Source organism: Microcoleus sp. CAWBG27, assembly GCF_020883145.1.
Taxonomy (GTDB): Bacteria; Cyanobacteriota; Cyanobacteriia; order Cyanobacteriales; family Microcoleaceae; genus Microcoleus.
This window is the reverse complement of record NZ_JAHREU010000001.1, coordinates 221,820-239,678: the sequence shown is the minus strand read 5'-3', so window position 1 is coordinate 239,678 and position 17,859 is coordinate 221,820. Positions and strand designations below refer to the sequence as shown.

The 17,859-nt window shown below is 44.0% G+C and carries 13 protein-coding genes and 1 pseudogene; 8 read left to right on the top strand and 6 right to left on the bottom strand.

All coding sequences use genetic code 11. The annotated features are described in order from the left end of the window. Positions 1-4 precede the first annotated feature (4 nt). The gene (locus QZ938_RS00940) at positions 5-349 is read right to left on the bottom strand and encodes a DUF4870 domain-containing protein (protein ID WP_293346572.1); all 345 of its coding nucleotides are present in this window, start codon (positions 347-349) and stop codon (positions 5-7) included. 103 nt (positions 350-452) lie between these two features. Between QZ938_RS00940 and prfC the strand changes: the two genes are divergently transcribed. The 3 genes and pseudogenes from prfC (at position 453) to QZ938_RS32960 (ending at position 3,098) form a co-directional block, all read left to right on the top strand. Further along, entirely contained in the window at positions 453-2,081 is a 1,629-nt protein-coding gene (gene prfC, locus QZ938_RS00935; protein WP_293346574.1) for a peptide chain release factor 3, read from the top strand. 47 nt (positions 2,082-2,128) lie between these two features. Further along, positions 2,129-2,326: a hypothetical protein gene (locus QZ938_RS00930; RefSeq protein ID WP_293156100.1), complete on the top strand. Its 198-nt coding sequence runs from the start codon at positions 2,129-2,131 to the stop codon at positions 2,324-2,326. 88 nt (positions 2,327-2,414) lie between these two features. Continuing rightward, positions 2,415-3,098: pseudogene (locus QZ938_RS32960) on the top strand (Uma2 family endonuclease). 279 nt (positions 3,099-3,377) lie between these two features. Here the strand turns inward: QZ938_RS32960 and QZ938_RS00915 are convergent. Together QZ938_RS00915 and QZ938_RS00910 are read right to left on the bottom strand one after the other, a co-directional pair. After that, positions 3,378-8,891: an ATP-binding sensor histidine kinase gene (locus QZ938_RS00915; RefSeq protein ID WP_293346921.1), complete on the bottom strand. Its 5,514-nt coding sequence runs from the start codon at positions 8,889-8,891 to the stop codon at positions 3,378-3,380. A gap of 641 nt (positions 8,892-9,532) precedes the next feature. Beyond that, entirely contained in the window at positions 9,533-9,979 is a 447-nt protein-coding gene (locus tag QZ938_RS00910; protein WP_293336802.1) for a KTSC domain-containing protein, read from the bottom strand. A 590-nt stretch (positions 9,980-10,569) separates the two neighbouring features. Here QZ938_RS00910 and bchB point away from each other — a divergent pair. The 3 genes from bchB (at position 10,570) to QZ938_RS00895 (ending at position 14,191) form a co-directional block, all read left to right on the top strand. Beyond that, positions 10,570-12,093, top strand: a complete 1,524-nt coding sequence (bchB, locus tag QZ938_RS00905) for a ferredoxin:protochlorophyllide reductase (ATP-dependent) subunit B (RefSeq protein ID WP_293346576.1) — start codon at positions 10,570-10,572, stop codon at positions 12,091-12,093. A 100-nt stretch (positions 12,094-12,193) separates the two neighbouring features. Beyond that, positions 12,194-13,801: a serine/threonine-protein kinase gene (locus QZ938_RS00900; RefSeq protein ID WP_293346578.1), complete on the top strand. Its 1,608-nt coding sequence runs from the start codon at positions 12,194-12,196 to the stop codon at positions 13,799-13,801. 99 nt (positions 13,802-13,900) lie between these two features. Continuing rightward, positions 13,901-14,191 (top strand): DUF1778 domain-containing protein, encoded by a 291-nt coding sequence (locus QZ938_RS00895; protein WP_293346580.1) that lies wholly within the window; start codon positions 13,901-13,903, stop codon positions 14,189-14,191. A 175-nt stretch (positions 14,192-14,366) separates the two neighbouring features. On the opposite strand, the gene QZ938_RS00890 is transcribed toward QZ938_RS00895, so the two are convergent. Together QZ938_RS00890 and QZ938_RS00885 are read right to left on the bottom strand one after the other, a co-directional pair. Then, on the bottom strand, positions 14,367-15,008 hold the full coding sequence (locus tag QZ938_RS00890) for a Uma2 family endonuclease (protein WP_293156878.1): 642 nt from the start codon (positions 15,006-15,008) through the stop codon (positions 14,367-14,369). 199 nt (positions 15,009-15,207) lie between these two features. Then, entirely contained in the window at positions 15,208-15,414 is a 207-nt protein-coding gene (locus QZ938_RS00885) for a hypothetical protein (RefSeq protein ID WP_293346927.1), read from the bottom strand. A gap of 180 nt (positions 15,415-15,594) precedes the next feature. On the opposite strand from QZ938_RS00885, the gene QZ938_RS00880 reads away from it, so the two are divergent. Further along, positions 15,595-15,777 (top strand): hypothetical protein, encoded by a 183-nt coding sequence (locus QZ938_RS00880; RefSeq protein WP_293156875.1) that lies wholly within the window; start codon positions 15,595-15,597, stop codon positions 15,775-15,777. Between the two features lie 545 nt (positions 15,778-16,322). On the opposite strand, the gene QZ938_RS00875 is transcribed toward QZ938_RS00880, so the two are convergent. Then, positions 16,323-16,700 (bottom strand): Mo-dependent nitrogenase C-terminal domain-containing protein, encoded by a 378-nt coding sequence (locus QZ938_RS00875; protein WP_293156872.1) that lies wholly within the window; start codon positions 16,698-16,700, stop codon positions 16,323-16,325. A gap of 500 nt (positions 16,701-17,200) precedes the next feature. On the opposite strand from QZ938_RS00875, the gene QZ938_RS00870 reads away from it, so the two are divergent. Next, entirely contained in the window at positions 17,201-17,791 is a 591-nt protein-coding gene (locus tag QZ938_RS00870) for a rhomboid family intramembrane serine protease (RefSeq protein ID WP_293346582.1), read from the top strand. Positions 17,792-17,859 lie beyond the last annotated feature (68 nt).

Here is a 17,859-nt window from a genome sequence, read left to right as displayed (position 1 = left end):
CTGTCTAAACTATTCGGAAAATAAAAGGGTAGCGGTAAGGTTCGTTAGGAGTTTGCAACACGTGGATAATAGCCATGATTGTCAGTCCCCAATGTAGGAGATAACCTAGCGGCACTAGGATGGGCCCGGCCAGCCCAAAAGTAACTACTGTTATGCCTACAATCACAACGCTGTACAGCCATACATTTAAGTGAAAATTGATGGCTTCCGTGGCGTTTTCTTTGACAACTGGGTCATCAGATACTAACAATACTGCGATCGGCGCTCCGATCGAGAACAGTAACGTACTGAAAAAAATTGCCCCGTGACACACCAGTGATAGCAGCTTCCGCTTGTCGGAGTCGTACATATGGCTTTTATTCCCTTGACCTTAGCAATAAGTTTACCTTTAATAGTCACTGTAGCACACGCTATAATGGCGATCGGGTGATGATTCCCCTACCTAATTTGTAATGACAACAGAACTCGAAACTGAACTGCTAACTGCTGTTGAGCGCCGGCGCAACTTTGCTATTATCTCGCACCCTGACGCGGGTAAAACTACTTTGACAGAAAAGCTGCTGCTTTACGGGGGTGCAATTCACGAAGCAGGTTCTGTGAAAGCGCGGCGAGCTCAACGACACGCTACCTCTGACTGGATGGCGATGGAACAGCAGCGGGGAATTTCGATTACTTCTACTGTTTTGCAGTTTGAGTATAAAAAATATCACATTAATCTGCTCGATACTCCCGGACACCAAGATTTTAGTGAAGATACTTATCGCACTCTGGCTGCTGCTGATAATGCTGTGATGCTTGAGGATGCTGCTAAGGGTTTGGAACCGCAAACTCGCAAGTTATTTGAAGTTTGTAAGTTGCGACGTTTGCCTATTTTTACTTTCTTTAATAAGCTCGATCGCCCTAGCAGAGATCCTTTGGATTTGTTGGACGAAATTGAGAAGGAATTGGGGTTGCAGACTTATCCGGTGAATTGGCCTATTGGTACGGGCGATCGCTTTAAAGGTGTTTTCGATCGCAGGGGGCGCAAAATTCACTTGTTCGAGCGGGCCCAACACGGTTCTCGGGCGGCGGTTGATACTGTAATTGAATTAGGCGATCCGCGCATTGAGGATTTGCTGGAACAAGACCTTTACTATCAGCTCAAAGAAGAGTTGGAACTGCTAGATGAGTTGGGAACTGAACTCGATTTAGACTCGGTTCGGGCGGGGAAAATGACTCCGGTTTTCTTTGGCAGCGCGATGAGCAATTTTGGGGTTGAATTGTTTTTGGATGCGTTTTTAGATTACGCGATGAAGCCGATCGCCCGCAACAGCAGCGCCGGCGAACTGCCCCCAACTTATGAAGATTTTACCGGGTTTGTGTTTAAGTTGCAAGCCAATATGGATCCGAGACATCGCGATCGCGTGGCGTTTATTCGGGTTTGTACCGGCAAGTTTGAAAAGGACATGAACGTCACTCACGCTCGGACTGGTAAAACGGTGCGTTTGTCAAGACCTCAAAAGTTATTTGCTCAGGATCGGGAGTCGATCGAGGTTGCATATCCGGGCGATGTGATTGGTTTGAACAATCCGGGGGTTTTTGCGATCGGGGATACTATTTTCACCGGTCAAAAAGTCGAATATGAAGGGATTCCCTGTTTTTCGCCGGAACTTTTTGCGTTTTTAAGAAATCCGAATCCTTCTAAGTTTAAGCAGTTCCGCAAAGGTGTTTCGGAGTTGCAGGAAGAGGGCGCCGTGCAAATTATGTATTCGGTTGATGAGTCGAAACGCGAACCGATTTTGGCGGCTGTGGGACAGTTGCAATTTGAGGTGGTGCAGTTCCGAATGCAGTCGGAATATAATGTCGAAACTACGATCGATATGTTGCCTTACAGTGTAGCTCGTTGGGTTGATGGCGGTTGGGATGCGCTGGCAAAGGTGGGACGGCTGTTTAATACTGTGACGGTAAAGGATTGTTGGGGAAGGCCTGTTTTGTTATTTAGGAATGACTGGAATTGCCGTCAGGTGGAAGGCGAGCATCCTGTTTTGATGTTAAATGCGATCGCGCCTGTGGTTTCTGGTTTGGCCGTTACCGCAGAGTGAGATTACCGTGATTACCTTTAATGGTGGCTAAATCATGATTTTTTGAAGTGCGATCGCCCGGAATCAACCCCAAGCAGCGCAAAGTGCAAGCAGATTTCGACATTCCGGGCGATCGAATTCGATCGATCTCCCCCGACTGTCGCAAATCGATCGGTTTGTACGAATCCCGCAAACCAGTTACAAATTATTCCTTCAACTACCGCCGCTTGTTTGAATTAGAAGTCTGTCTGCTGGAAAAAGAATGATCGAAAGCGGTTTATTCGGTCAATTAATTGTGCGCTGAGGTGATACAATGGCATAAGGAAACAACTGGTATCTAGTTTCCATCGCATTATGGTTGCTTTACCCGATCGCCTATCGATGAGCGCATCAGAATACCTGGCTTGGGAACCCACCCAAGAAGAACGCTACGAGTATTGGGATGGCGAAGTCGTCGCCATGAGTGGCGGCACCCGCAATCACAATCGGATTTCAGGAAATTTCTTCAGGATACTAGATGATGCCCTTGTCGATCGCCCTTGCGAACCTTACATCGCCGATGTCAAAGTCCAAGTCGAACCAGGGCGAAAGTATTTTTATCCTGATGTTGTAGTAACTTGTGACGATCGCGATAACGATCCGCAATTGGTGCAATTTCCGGCGTTGCTGATTTACGGTATGAAAGGCTAAATAGGTCTGTCATAGAAACCAGTATCCACAAAGGTTTTGGATTTTAAACTTATTTTTTTCATACCATGATTAAGCAACGCCCAATTTCCTTCCTTGATTGTCGAAGTTTTATCACCTTCCACAGAAGCAGTCGATCGCGGCACAAAATTTGCTAAATATCGCCAATTCTCAACGCTGCAAGAGTATGTCTTGGTGCAAGTAGAACAGCCGGGACTAGAAATGTTTCGGCGCAATCAACAGGGACAATGGGTGCTCTCAGAATATAATTTGGGCGATTCTTTGACACTTGAATCGGTTGGTGTGGAAATTGCGATCGGCGATTTATACCGCCAAATACAATTTTCTTAGTCCGCGAAGGCGGACATTGTTTGTGTAGCCACGAATGACCTTCGCCCTTTCTTTCTTTCTTTCTTTCTTAGTCCGCGGAGGCGGACATTGTTTGTGTAGCCGCGAATGACCTTCGCCCGGTATCCAACGGAAATTCACCCAATATTCACCCAATATTCACCCAATATTCGCCGGTATCCAACGGAAATTCACCCAATATTCACCCAATATTCACCCGATATTCACCCAATATTCACCCAATATTCACCCGATATTCACCTAATATTCCCCCTTTCTTCCTTACACAACTTGCCGTGGGGCGATCGGAATTTCAATAACAAACTCAGTCCCCTCTCCAGGTGCAGAAACACAACTCAACTTTCCGCCATGAGAACTCACAACAATCGAGTGCGAAATCGATAATCCCAAACCAGTTCCCGAACCCACCGGCTTAGTTGTAAAAAACGGATCGAATATCTTGTGCAGTACCTCAGCGCTCATCCCAGGCCCACTATCAGCAATTCTAATAATAGCAGAATTGCGATCGGTCACCTCCGTAGAAATTGTAATTGTAGGAGTATTTTGAGATTTTTTCGGGCAATCTCTTGCCAACAGCAGCGCATCGATCGCATTTGTCAAAATATTCATAAATACCTGATTCAACTGCGACGCATAACAAGTAATTAACGGTAGCTTGCTGTAATTTTTAATCACCTCAATTCCCAAACGGCCACCTTCTTTTCTCAGGCGGGGTTGCAGCAACATCACTGTACTGTCTAGGCCTTCATCGATATTAACCGACTTCATTTGCGCTTCATCCAGGCGCGAGAAATTCCGCAAACTCAACACAATATCCCGGATTCTTTCCGCTCCGACTTTCATAGAATCCAGCAGCTTTTGCAAATCTTCGCTCAAAAATTCCAGTTCAATTGTTTCTATTTCCTCGATGATTTCATCAGCAGGTTCGGGATAGTGCTGCTGGTAAAGCTCAATCAACTTCAGCAAGTCTTTCACGTAGTCGCTAGCTGGATTTAGATTGCCGTAGATAAAACTTACAGGGTTATTAATTTCGTGAGCAACACCAGCCACCATTTGCCCCAAACTCGACATTTTTTCAGTTTGAATTAATTGAGCTTGAGTTAGTTTCAGCTCCAGCAAAGTTTGTTCTAAACGCTCATTCTTGTCATTTAACTCATACGTCCGCTCTTGCACTTTCTGCTCCACCGAATTGTAAAGCAGAGCATTTTCCAAAGAAATAGCAACTTGCGAAGAAAGCAGCCTTAAAACTTCCAATCTATGCGCTGTAAAAGCCCCCAGTGTTAAATTGTTTTCTAAATAAAGAATCCCAATTAGTTTGCCTTGATTGACAATCGGCGTACACAAAAGAGATTTGAGTTGGTGTTTGGCAATGTAAGGATCGGCAGTAAATCGCCCCTCAGCCACAGCATTGCTCAACACCAAGTCCGATCGAGTCCTTTCCACATAATTAATCACCGTAACAGGCAAATCCTGACATTCTTCAACAGGCGTAAATTGCATCACTGCTACATCTTCAGCAATTACTGACGCTTTGGCAGAAATTAACAGTTTTTCATTTCTCACCAAGATTAAAAACCCGGATTGTGCGCCTGCATTTTCGAGCGAGATCCTCATCAAAGAAGCCAGCAACTTGTCTAGGACAATTTCGCTGGAAATTGCCAGAGATGCTTTCATTACAGTTGCTAAATCCAGCACTCTCGCATCGCTTCCAGTAGAAGTATGAATAGTTGTGGTAGTTTGATTGTTGTGAAAACTGCCGTTGAGCGGCGTCATTTCCCGCAACTGGGGATACTTCTGTTCTAAATCTTCAACTTTGCGGACTGCACCCCAGCGCAAGTAGCACGAGTGAGCTTCGCGCAAGTGGATTTTGGCATATTGATATTTGCCTTTACTCAACCAAAACTTGGCGGCTAGTTCGTTAGCGAGGGCTTCATTTTGGACAAACTCATTGTCTTGAGCTAAATTGATCGAGAAATCGTAAAGCTCTACAGCTTCTGAATCTTTCTTGGTAATTCTCGCTATTTCTGCTTGTACTAAAAGATACTTGTGCAGAAAGTTTTCACGACAGTTATCAGCCCAGATTTTCATCTGTTTTTGATTGGCTTCTAACTTTTCCAGATATTGTTTTTGCTTGCTTTTTGAAACATTGGGAAAAACGGCAGCTAAAACTAGAGAAAAGAAAAAATTCCACTCGGTAGCGGGTATCGCTCCGGTAATAAAAGATAGTTGCTTTTCTACTTCCAATGCTAGTTGTAGTGCTTCATTGAAGTTGCCATACCAGTACATTACCTGGCATTTGCGAATCTGGTAAAGGCAAAGCGAGTACAAATTTTGATGAGCTTGACAGTTTTGTACGTATTCAGCTTCGCTCATATCGTCGCTTTCAAAGACAAACTTGTCAACAGTGAGTTGGCTCAAGTTACGCAGTATCAGATCCACTCCTAATAATGTATCGGTAACAAGCTGATTTTTGGTTTTTTGGCTGAACTGCAAATACCTGCTCGTGTCTGCCAGAATTTGCGATATTTCTTTGCCTTGAAAAAAGTAATTGGCTATGCGGTTGGATAGGATATAACCGGCATATTCTAAATCTCCTGATTCTAAAGCTGCTTGATATCCTTCATTACTGATTGCGTGTGCCTCTTTAATATGGTTGAACCAGTAATGAAAAATACTAACCAGCGAAGAACAAGCTCTGCACTTCAAGCCGATATTGCCAGATTTTTCGCTCAAATTTAGCGATAGCATGGCAAATTGATACGCGGCTTTGTAATCTCCCGAAACAGCGTTTAAGAACATACCGTAGCCTGCGTAGCAGAGAGATGCTTCGGGTACTAAACCGTAGGTGAGAGAAAGATTGACTCCTTTTAAAACGCTGACTTTCCATAAGTCGGGATTGCTGAGGTAAGCTGATGTTAAGAAGTTGGTGATTAATTTGACTGCGACTTTTTTGTCGGGTACTGTCATTTCGGGAGCGTCAATCAGGGAAGCTATTTCTCTACCTGCTAAAAAGTTTGTGGCTGCTGCAAATTCTTCGGCTATGACTTTTTGCAGCCCGTCTAGTGGCAAGTCAATGCCCAGCAAGTTCAAGGCTTTGATTCCAGCTTTAACTGCTTCCTCGTATTTGGCTCGCAGGGTGTACTGCACGATCAGGAGGTTGTAAATTTCTACTTTTTCTAAAGGCGATCGCGCTTTTTGCAAAGTTATGTTGATAAATTCTTCTGAATGCTCGAAATAGCCGTTCAGATACTCAACATTTGCCCGCTCCATGTGCAGAGCAAAGGCTAAATCGTAGTGGGAATCCCAGATATCGGCGGTTAAACCGTCCATACCTGCGGTTAAATACTGCAACGCAGCAACGTAAGCTGTGGCATCTTTGGCTCTGCGGGCGGCGTCTAAATTCAGGGTTGCCAGTTCAATTAGTTCTCGCTCGTCTCGAATTAGCGATCGCGCTACATTCAAGTGATCTACTAACTCAAAGATTCTGTCAGCGCGATATTCAGCAGGAGTATTTTCGAGGATCTGCCTGCCGATTTTCAGGTGAACGTCTTTTTTTTGCGAATCGTCAATTAAAGCGTAAGCTGCTTGTTGGACGCGATCGTGCAAAAATTTATAATTGAGAATTAACAGCGGAAACAGCACGTAATCTAATGACTTGCTTTCCAATTCCGAAGTCGGCAGAATCAGCCCCGACTTAATCGCCGGCAACAGGTGAGAAAAAGTTTCCGACGCTTCTTTCTCATTGATTAAAGAAAGAGTATTCAAGTCAAATTCGTTGCCCAAACAAGCCACTAAACGCAAAACCTGCTGCGTTGAACTTGGCAGTTTTCTCAACTTCTGCACCATCAAATCTACTACATTGTCAGTGATAGCGCACTGCTCAATTTGAGTCATATCCCAATGCCAGCCGCCCTTGCTCCCCAACTGTGGCGGATGAAAAACTAGCAGATTTTCTTGATACAATGTTTGTAGGAATTGATTAACAAAAAAAGGATTGCCGTCTGTTTTACTGACAACCAATTGGGCTAAGGGTTTGACAGATTCGCGATCGCTGTGCAAAGTCTCGGCAATCAAATGAGTGATGTTGTCCACCCCCAGCGGCGACAGAGCAATTTCATTAATGATGGCTTCCTGATTTCGCAGCGTCTCGACAGTCATCATTAAAGGATGAGTGGGACTGACTTCATTATCCCGATAAGCGCCAATTAAAAACAGATATTGAGTAGCTTCATCTGTCATCATCAATTCGATCAATTTGAGTGTGGCAGAATCTGCCCACTGCAAATCGTCGAGAAAAATCACCAGCGGATGTTCGGGCTGGCAAAATACGCGAATGAAATTTTGAAAGAGTAAATTAAAGCGGTTGAGAGATTCCGTCGGCCCCAATTCAGCTACAGGAGACTGAGCTCCGACAATGAGTTCAACTTCGGGAATTACATCAATAATAATTTGCCCGTTTTGCCCGAAAGCAGTACGGAGTTTTTCGCGCCAAACTGCCAATTGAGCTTCGCTTTCAGTTAACAGTTGCCGCACCAATTCCGAAAAGGCGCTAACAACTGCTGAGTAAGGAATAGTCCGCTTGTACTGGTCAAATTTTCCCCAAATAAAATAGCCGCGCCTGCGGGTAATAGGTTTGTCTAAAATCTTCACCATTGCAGATTTGCCAATGCCAGAATAACCAGCAATCAGCATCATCTCGCTGCGGGATTTATGCTGTCCTCTCGCGAGCACTGACAGGGAACTTTCTTTGCGCGATTTGCTCTCTTTCTTGATGACAGAAATTTGGGACTGTTCGATGCGGTAGGCTCGATTATTTGTTGCTGCTACCCGTTCAAATGCCGCTAAAAGAGTTTCAACTTCTCGCTGTCTGCCGTAAAGTTTTTGAGGAATTTGAAATTTGTCCGAAATATCTTGGCTGCCGAGAGCAAACTCGGAAATAACCCCAGATGTTTGCAACTGAAACAGACAGGATTCCAAATCCGCTTTCAGTCCCCAAGCACTTTGATAGCGATCCTCAGCCGCTTTTGCTAGCAATTTCATCACAATGTCTGAAATAGCTTGAGGAATTTCTGGTGAAAGTTCAGCGAGAGGTACTGGCTGTTTGGCGATGTGACAGTGAACTAACTCCATGGGATCGGTAGTGGTAAAAGGGAGCTGTCCTGCCAGGACTTCATAGAAGGTGACGCCAAGAGAATAAAAGTCCGTGCGGTAATCGATTACCCGGTTCATTCTGCCAGTTTGTTCCGGCGACATATAGGCTAAAGTCCCTTCTAAAAAGTTGGGATTTTTATTGGCAACGTTTTCCTGATTTGAGTCACTTGAGATGCTAAAATCTATGATTTTAACTTGTCCAGTTGCGGGATTAAAAACTATATTAGAGGGGTTTATATCTTTATGAATTACATTTTTTGCGTGAATCTCTCCCAAAGTTTCAGCAACTTTGATGGCTGTGGTCAAAAATCCCAAAGATGTAAATTTTTGGGTAGCCATAAATATTTTTAAAGATTCGCCACCAAAATCTTCTAAAATCATTGCCAGACTATTTCTAACCTGCTGCAACCTGTGCATTTTAACAACTCCGTCGAGCTGGTTTAAGTTGGCAGTGATGTCATATTCCCGTTTGTATCTATTCAGTTCTTCGGGAGTCGGATAGTCTTCTTTGAGAATTTTGATAATAACAGGTTGGTTGTCTTGCTCGTTGCGGCCGCGGTAAACCAGGGAAGTGCTGCTTTCATAAATGAGAGCGAGAACTGCAACGCCGGGAATTGCCATCATAGTTGGTTCTCTCAAATTAGGTGTTCTTGTTGGTCAATATTACAGGACTTACGCGCGGCGGGCTAGAAACCCGGTTTCTTTGTTGGTAGTTGCTGACAAACTCAAGATTTTTTCCTATGAACCGGGGTTTTTCCGTAAATCCTATGTTATTCTTCATTATCACTCAAGAGCTATGTTTTGGGATGTGTGGGAAGACACGCCGTATCCAGCAAAGAGCTGCTGCTGACTTGCAGGGGCTTGGGGCTTTGTCACCTCAGCAGTTAGGTAAACAAAAGCACAAATACAGGATTTGTGCAATGATTTGGTGTGGCGATCGATCGCACGGCTGACAAAAAAACAATCTCAGCTTTTAGGAGCAAGACTTAAGTGGCAAATAGTTTGCTAAACTTATCTACAGTTGATTGCTGAGAGTCAGATTGCTTGAATTTAGCCTCACATCTATGTTTTCGGTCAAATTACGGAAGTATTCACACTTCAATCAAACCACTTCACTGTGCGACGCGACTGCTAACTACAGGCCCGTAAGTCGATTTTCCCTTTTTCAATTTGAGATTTACTTGCAGCGCTGTGAATCACCGATCGCGAACTTAAGTGTAAAATGTTAATCTCTCCAGGATAGGAGTCGAGGGCTTGTATCCGTTTTAGAGCGAGTCATCTACGCGCCGGCTGGAATAATAACCTTTAATCTCGGAGTTAAAAAATCGGCCTGTAGAATCAGCTTCTTGCAGAGATTCCCAAATTTCTGGTTCTACGTCGCTGTATTGATAGACTGACCCGCTGCTAAATTCTATTTGCAAAACTTGAGCCTCTTCATTGTATCCGATCGCGCTAGCCATTGCCGAATCAACCGGCATCATAGCAATGGGTTCGCCGCCAGGAGCGATTTCTGTTGATTCAATACTGCCACTGAGTTCGGTAGAATCTGTATTGGCGATGAAATCAACCATTTGCAGGCCGTGCATTGCAGCTTCGGGTGCGGCAATTTCGATAAATTCGAGGCATTCCCCGCGATCGATCAACAGTCCTAGCTGGCCGTTAGAGTGACCGACTGCTAAGACATTGCTCAAGTCTATTTTGGATAGTTTCATGGGTTTTGTCAACAAGGATTTGTTTTACGTCAATATTTCCCGATCTTTGCAAGTTTCGGTGTCGAGGAAATAGTGGATTAATTAATAGTGTATACTGCATTGGTTAAAAAGTCAACTAGCGTATCTTTTATGTGTAAAGTGTGAATTTAGCATCCTAATTTGGTATGATTTGTCTGTTGCTTAAGGAAATTAGACCTCTTCCACTCCTAAGCTTTCCTACCCTAAAATTATCTGCGTTTATCTGTATTTATCTGCCTGAAATCTGCGGTTTGTGTGTCGATCGCAGACTTATGCAAAAGCTGTATTGAGTTAGGGTTCGCCATAAGCACCTACTTTGATAAGATGTGTCAGCTTCTTAACGAAACTTGACAATAAATTAAGAATTATTGCCATAAAACAAAGGTAAAGTTGTGGCTATGGCGAGTCAAAGCCCAACCAGCAAAAGCGTTTGAGAATTTTTCCCATCTGTAAATCTTCAGAAAGTTACTATTTCTAAAGGATTCATCTGGTGAGAAAATCTCAAACAACCTTAAAATTTAGCAGTAATCGCCCGATCGCACAATTCTCAACCACCCCAAGGAAAAATACCTATGAAATTGGCTTATTGGATGTACGCAGGCCCAGCCCACATCGGCACTCTGCGCGTTGCGACTTCCTTCAAAAACGTCCACGCGATCATGCACGCACCGATTGGAGACGACTATTTTAACGTCATGCGATCGATGCTGGAGAGGGAACGGGACTTCACTCCGGTAACTACCAGCGTGGTTGACAGACACGTACTGGCACGGGGCTCGCAGGAACGGGTGGTGGACAATATCACCCGCAAAGACAGAGAAGAGCACCCCGATTTAATTGTACTTACCCCGACTTGCACCTCTAGCATTCTGCAAGAAGACTTGGAAAACTTTGTCAACCGAGCTCAATTGGATGCCAAAGGCGATGTGATGCTGGCGGATGTTAATCATTATCGGTTTAACGAACTCCAAGCTGCCGATCGCACTTTGGATCAAATCGTCCAACTTTACATCAACAAAGCCCGCAAAAAAGGCGATTTGGAAGGTAAAAGCGAAAAACCATCGGTGAATATTATCGGTATGTCTACGCTGGGTTTCCACAACCATCACGACTGCACCGAATTGAAGCGTTTGATGGCAGATTTGGGAATCGAAGTCAACGAAGTTATTCCCGAAGGTGCTTCGGTTCACAACTTAAAAAGATTGCCGCGGGCTTGGTTTAACCTCGTTCCTTATCGGGAGTTGGGGATGGCAGCCGGGGAGTATTTGCAAAAAGAATTCGGCACGCCGATGGTGGATATTACGCCGATGGGTGTGGTGGAAACGGCGCGTTGTATTCGGAAGATTCAGGAAGTTCTGAATGCTCAAGGTGCGGATGTTGATTACGAAGATTTCATCGATCAACAAACGCGGTTTGTGTCTCAGGCTGCTTGGTTCTCAAGGTCGATCGACTGCCAAAACTTAACGGGTAAAAAAGCCGTCGTATTTGGGGATAATACGCACGCTGCGGCGATGACGAAGATTTTGGCTCGCGAGATGGGAATCCACGTTGTGTGGGCTGGTACGTACTGCAAACACGATGCTGATTGGTTCCGGGAAGAGGTAAAAGGGTATTGTGATGAAGTGCTGGTGACAGAGGATCATGGGGCGATCGGAGATGCGATCGCCAAAGCGGAACCTTCGGCAATTTTCGGCACGCAGATGGAACGCCACGTGGGTAAAAGGCTTGATATTCCGTGCGGTGTGATTGCTGCGCCGATTCACGTGCAAAATTTCCCGATCGGCTACAAGCCATTTTTGGGTTATGAAGGCACAAATCAGTGTGTAGATTTGGTCTACAATTCCTTTACTTTGGGCATGGAAGACCACTTGCTGGAAATCTTCGGCGGCCACGATACTAAGGAAGTGATTACCAAGGGAATTTCGGCTGATTCTGATATGAATTGGACGAAGGACGGACAAGCTGAGTTGAATAAAATTCCTGGTTTTGTGCGCGGGAAAGTCAAGCGGAATACTGAGAAGTTCGCGCGGGAACGAGGGATTGCTCTCATCAATGCTGAGGTGTTGTACGCGGCCAAGGAAGCTGTCGGGGCGTAGTTAGTTGTAGGGTGGGCTTTTTGCCCACCTTACTGCAACTCCTTATACCTAGTAGAGATGTATATCCCCACAATACAGCTTTGTTTTGTTAAACTAGCAGATGACTCCCAAGAAAGATGAGTTTAGCATTAATATGAGCTATTGTGTGAATCCTGCTTGCCCCGCACCACAAAACCCTGACACACTTAGGTATTGTCAGGCCTGTGGCTCTGGATTGCTACTAAATTATAATCGCTACCGCTCAATTAAGATGATAGGTCAAGGAGGGTTTGGCCGGACTTTCCTAGCTGTAGATAACAACAGCCTTGGTAAGCTATTGCGCGTAATTAAGCAATTTTATCCTCAAGATCCAACAACTATTCAAAGAAGTAGGATAAATGTTTCAAATCCTACAATCCCTGGATCGAAGGCAATTGAACAACTGCCAGACATATTTCGTCAAGAAATAGAAAGACTAGAACAGTTAGGAAGCCACCCTCAAATCCCAGCATTAGTAGATAGTTTTGAACAAGATGGTTTCTTGTACCTGGTGCAAGAATTTTTTGAAGGCGATAATCTGGCTACAGAATTAAATCAACAAGGAGCATTCGGTGAGGTTAAAATTTTGCAATTACTTGCTGATTTGCTACCTATTTTGAAATTTATACATGACAACCATGTAATTCATCGAGATATCAAGCCAGATAATATACTTCGACAAAAAGTTAATCAAAAATTAGTTCTTGTTGATTTTGGCGTTTCTAAACTCGTTACTAAAAGAGTTCATACTAACAATTTTGCTACAGCAAACATTGGAACTATTGGTTACATAGCTCCCGAGCAATCTATGGGTATACAAAGTTTCGCAAGCGATTTTTATAGCTTGGGAGTAACTTGTATTTGTCTAATGACAAAAAAAGCTCCTAGTGAACTCTTCAACAGTGGAACTCACTCTTGGGATTGGCGACATCACTTAATTGGAGAGGTTAGTGAAGGGCTAAGTAAAATTTTGGATAAGTTATTGCAACCTGCGGTGAATAATCGCTATCAATCAGCTAGTGAAGTTTTAAAAGATATAACTGAATTATCATCACCAATAAAGCAACAAAATCCGAAGAAAAAAATAACAGTTTGGGAAAAAGCAGGTATTTTGGCTGCCGTAATAGCTGCTTTAACTGGTGTTTTGGCTCTTTTTAAACCTGATGGTAGCAAGGCAACAGCGGACGCAGTGGATCAAGTAAAAATTGTTTCTAGCCAAGATTTAAGCTACAGCCAATTAGTTAACTATTTACGAGATAAAAACTGGAAGGCTGCCGATCGAGAAACTTATGAAATAATGCTGAAGAGTGGGGGAAAAGTATCAGAAGCACGAGGCTACATAGATCAAATTCAGGTTGCCAATTTATCTTGTACTGACTTACAAACAATCGATCGCCTTTGGCGTGCAGCAAGTGAAGGTAAGTTAGGTTTTAGCGCTCAACAGTTAATTTATGAACAGCAGAGACTCAACTGGCAGAAAATGTATGCTGAAGTTGGTTGGGGAAGTTTAAAAGGCACAGTGTTTACCAAGACAGTTGACCGAGAACTTGATTTGCCCACCCGAAGGTTAAAATACAAATCGGGGATGGAGCCAGATTTTCAAAATCCTTCCCCTGGACATTTACCTGTTACAATTGGCTTAGTAAAGGGTAAGGCATTACCGCAATTTGCAGATGTCTGTAAATTCTAGGTTCTATCTTCGATCGCCGTTCTCCAACAAGTGTGCGATCGCCCATCTGAAAAATTGCTATAATATCAAATGAGCCAACCTTGCTCTAAGTGAAAAAATATGTCAACCCCTACACAAACCCCCCAAACAAGCACCCTTGAGATAACTATCGATCAGGAACAAAAAGAACTGTTAGAAAAAGCAGCTACCCTGTGGGGTATTAGTCTGAGCGAATATCTGCTCGAAGTTGCTCTAAATCTAGCCCAAGAAATGCCACTTAAACCAGAAGCGATCGTTCTTTCCGAACCAAATTGGAAAATTGTTACCTCAGCGATAGAAAATCCACCAGAACTTAACTCTAAGCTGAAAGCAGCGATCGAAAGGTATCGACAAAAATACAATCGCAAATAAATAATGGAATGGATTTTTTGCTCTATAGATGATAGGGTAAATTGCTACAATAAAATTAGTCGATCGCTATTTGGTAACAAAACAATGTCAACAGCAACCGACACCCAAACAAAAATAGAGTTAACTCTCAGCCAATTTGACTAAAGTGCTTGAATAAATAAGAAAGCGATCGCCCTTATTCCACCTCACTTTCTTCTGGCTCATTTTCGGGCTCATCTTCCGCCGCAAAATCCACCTTCTCATAGACATCAGCCAGTGGCACTTCAACTTGAAAGAAATTAAAAACTAGCGCCGCATCTTCCTCATCGTACTGATGGTACGACCACCGCTTGTTAGCCAACTTGCAATACTGTTCTACATAAACCTGAGATTGGTCAATCAGAATATACTCTTGAAATGCCGGCAGCGTTTGATAAAACTTAAATTTATCACTGCGATCGTAAGCTTTCGTAGATTTCGATAAAACTTCCACAATTACTTGCGGATTCATCACCGTATCCTGGCGATTATTGTAATACTCAGGTTTACCCGGAATTACCATCACATCGGGATAAGTATAAAATCGCTTTTTCGGCAGCCACAAACGCACGTCACCGAAGAAAACTCGATAGTCCTGTTTTTTGAGCCCAAGACTTAATGCAATATAAATATTGCCAGCGATTTGATTGTGATTTGTAGTTCCGCCTGTCATGGGAATAATTACTCCATCGCGATACTCACTTTTGTACTCTGCTGCTTCTTCCAGGGCGAGATATTCTTCGGGAGTGAAGTAGTCTTGTGCTGTTTGCTGTTCTGTTACTTGTAGAATAGCCGTCACGGTTTTTTCCCCAACTCAATTGATATCTTGCATCTAGTTTAACATTGCCCTAAATTGCGGGCGGGCAGGATGCCCACCCCACAACAAAAACCATTTTTTGTGGAAGAGGCATCTTGCCTGTTCTCGATAAGATTCCAACATCTGCGATCGCCCTTCAATAACAAGCGGGCGATCGCACTTCAATAACTCGCAACCGAAATTAGTCGATCGGATCGAAAACTAAAGTCAATCTCGCAGCCGGAAGCAGTTGTTTGATCACTCGCAAATGACCCTCTGCATCAGACCAACTGCGAAACCGACCCACAACGACCCTTTGCAGGTTCGGAAGCAAACGAACCACGATCCACGGTCTGAGACGTTTCTCATACGGCATAATAGGTGTATCTCCTTTGTTAATTGGAGCCATAGCCAGTCCTTGCTTTCCATGGCGGGGGACTGGCTTTTGACTGTGTATTGATTGGATTAGAGGAATTATAACATAATAAGCCCAAATATGTGTCAATCATTTTGAAGAACAGGGCAACAACACGATCGGGAGCGTAAGCTTGTACCATTAAAAGCGTTAGTAAACCAACAAATATTTACATTGAGCAAGCGCGTTCACGTTACGTTTCCTGATTACGTATATGAAGCTTTGGATCGATGGGCTGACAAACAAGGCCGATCCACGGCTAACCTGATAGCCTTTCTCGTGGAAACGGCTTTATTGGAAGCCCAACAAAAGGGAGAAGTACCCCCTGGGCCCGAAGATCCCAAAAGTGACAAGTAAAGAGTTCCCTCGTGGGTTACATTGGTGGCAACTTAAGTTCAAACCCATCGACAGACTGCTGTTTAAGTATTAAACTTAGATCCCCCCCTAGCTCCCCTTAAGAAGCTATGCTTTATAAACATCTTTCTTGACAATCTTGAAAGCTTTGTACAGCAAAAATTTCAGGAGAAGTTGTGACACAAGCCTTGACAATTTAACAACTTTATTTATTGAAAGCAGCTTGCGTTTATTGAGAATTGGCAATCGAGGAATCAGGGTTTGATAGCCTCGCTCGCGCTCGCTCTCAAATGTTAAGAAAAATCCTTATAACGCAGAGCTTCTTAAGGGGGGAACCGGAATCTTCTCAAAGTCCCCATTCTTAAGGGGGATTTAGGGGGAACTCCTCGGAGTAAACAGTTTTAACCCAGGCGTATTGCGGTATACATCCCATGTCTATCGCAACTCGCCCATATTTCAACTAATCCCCAAAACCCAAAAAACCCTCCCCAACAAGGAGAAGGGAGGGCGCACATAAAATAGAGTTAGAAATTCAGGCTTTTGCAAAATTAACAATAATGAGTCACATCCTCGCCGCACTCGTCAGCCAAATAACACAAAGCACGAAAGCGCAGCCCCACCACTTGCTCGTAAAGCGGATTTAACTTGCACAGCGGCGGAATGTGAAATAAAGTGCGATCGCAAATTTTGACTTCCCGCTCAAACGGGCACTGGCTGGGAATAAACTTGCACAGAAACCGAGCTAACTTTTGACTTTTAATTGCACTATTGTCAAGCCACTGTTTCAGCGGATGCAACAAGTCAAAGCGCGGCTTATTGCCGTAAGGTTGAAGATTTGTAGCGACACTAACAGGGGTTTCTTCTTTGCCATGCCATACCCAAATTGGCAGAATTCGATCGGACTGTGTATTCTCAAATACGTTCATATTTCTCTGTTCCTCTTTTACAACGAGGTGCCAAGAACTCTTTGTAGAGCTTGTACGAGATTTTGTCTACAATAAGTACCTACAGCAGCTCGTTTTGCTTTACCGGATGAAACTTCTTGAATTAATGACTTAATCCGAGAAAAGTAGTTCCTGATTTTTTTTGAGAGACGGTGTGCGATCGCAAAAGTGTCCTCATTGCCAGCCCAAGGATTTATCTATGGGGTAAAAACTCTGCCTTAAACCTTCAAGGTTTAACCTTCAGTTAACTCTCCTTTTGTACTTCCTCTACGATAATGACGCATCGAGGTGAATAATTCCATGCGTGAAAATGCGGAATTTTCAATCAAAGTTATAATAGTTTCAAATAAGCACGGCGCTACAAAAAACCCTGAAACCCAGCGCCAAGTGTCGCTGCGCCCGCGCGTGCGTAGCTATCCCGTAGGGAATCGGGCAGAAACTCCTACAATTAAAAATAATCGGCATTACCGCCCTCCCAACCCATGAGTAACCCAGAAACCCAATCTATCACCCGTGAATTGCAAAGCCACGCCGCCATTCTCGGCGGCTTCGTCTCCCTCCTCTGGATTATTGAGATTCTCGATGTATTCATATTTGGAGGCGCGCTGAATTCCTACGGAGTCCGCCCCCGCAGCATCGACGGACTTGAAGGCATCCTATTCATGCCTTTTCTGCACGGCAGTTTTGCTCACTTAGCCGCCAATACCCTCCCGTTTCTGACATTTGGTTGGCTGATAATGTTGCAAGAAATAAGCGACTTTTTTGTCGTAAGTGCCGTTACTGTACTCATCAGCGGATTGGGAGTTTGGCTGACAGGCGCGCCCAATTCCGTGCACATTGGTGCCAGCGGATTAATCTTTGGTTACTTCGGATTTTTGCTGTTGCGGGGCTTTTTTGAACGCAGCTTTACGTCTATTGCGATATCTTTAATTGTCGGTTTCTTCTACGGCGGTTTAATTTGGGGAGTTTTGCCCTCGCAGCCTGGAGTTTCCTGGCAAGCGCATTTCTTTGGCTTTGTCGGCGGCGTATTAGCAGCTCAACTTTTGGGGCGGCAGAAACGGCAAATCAACTAAAATAATACTTATCCTGCTTTAGGTATGTTGTTGCGCTTCAGCGCTCTTTTCTATAGATAAAGAGCGCT

What these genes read in the sequence shown, in the direction of transcription:
- QZ938_RS00940 (WP_293346572.1), bottom strand. Translation starts at nt 349, where the DNA reads ATGTACGACTCCGACAAGCGGAAGCTGCTATCACTGGTGTGTCACGGG.
- prfC (WP_293346574.1), top strand. Translation starts at nt 453, where the DNA reads ATGACAACAGAACTCGAAACTGAACTGCTAACTGCTGTTGAGCGCCGG.
- QZ938_RS00915 (WP_293346921.1), bottom strand. Translation starts at nt 8,891, where the DNA reads ATGATGGCAATTCCCGGCGTTGCAGTTCTCGCTCTCATTTATGAAAGC.
- QZ938_RS00910 (WP_293336802.1), bottom strand. Translation starts at nt 9,979, where the DNA reads ATGAAACTATCCAAAATAGACTTGAGCAATGTCTTAGCAGTCGGTCAC.
- bchB (WP_293346576.1), top strand. Translation starts at nt 10,570, where the DNA reads ATGAAATTGGCTTATTGGATGTACGCAGGCCCAGCCCACATCGGCACT.
- QZ938_RS00900 (WP_293346578.1), top strand. Translation starts at nt 12,194, where the DNA reads ATGACTCCCAAGAAAGATGAGTTTAGCATTAATATGAGCTATTGTGTG.
- QZ938_RS00895 (WP_293346580.1), top strand. Translation starts at nt 13,901, where the DNA reads ATGTCAACCCCTACACAAACCCCCCAAACAAGCACCCTTGAGATAACT.
- QZ938_RS00885 (WP_293346927.1), bottom strand. Translation starts at nt 15,414, where the DNA reads ATGGCTCCAATTAACAAAGGAGATACACCTATTATGCCGTATGAGAAA.
- QZ938_RS00875 (WP_293156872.1), bottom strand. Translation starts at nt 16,700, where the DNA reads ATGAACGTATTTGAGAATACACAGTCCGATCGAATTCTGCCAATTTGG.
- QZ938_RS00870 (WP_293346582.1), top strand. Translation starts at nt 17,201, where the DNA reads ATGAGTAACCCAGAAACCCAATCTATCACCCGTGAATTGCAAAGCCAC.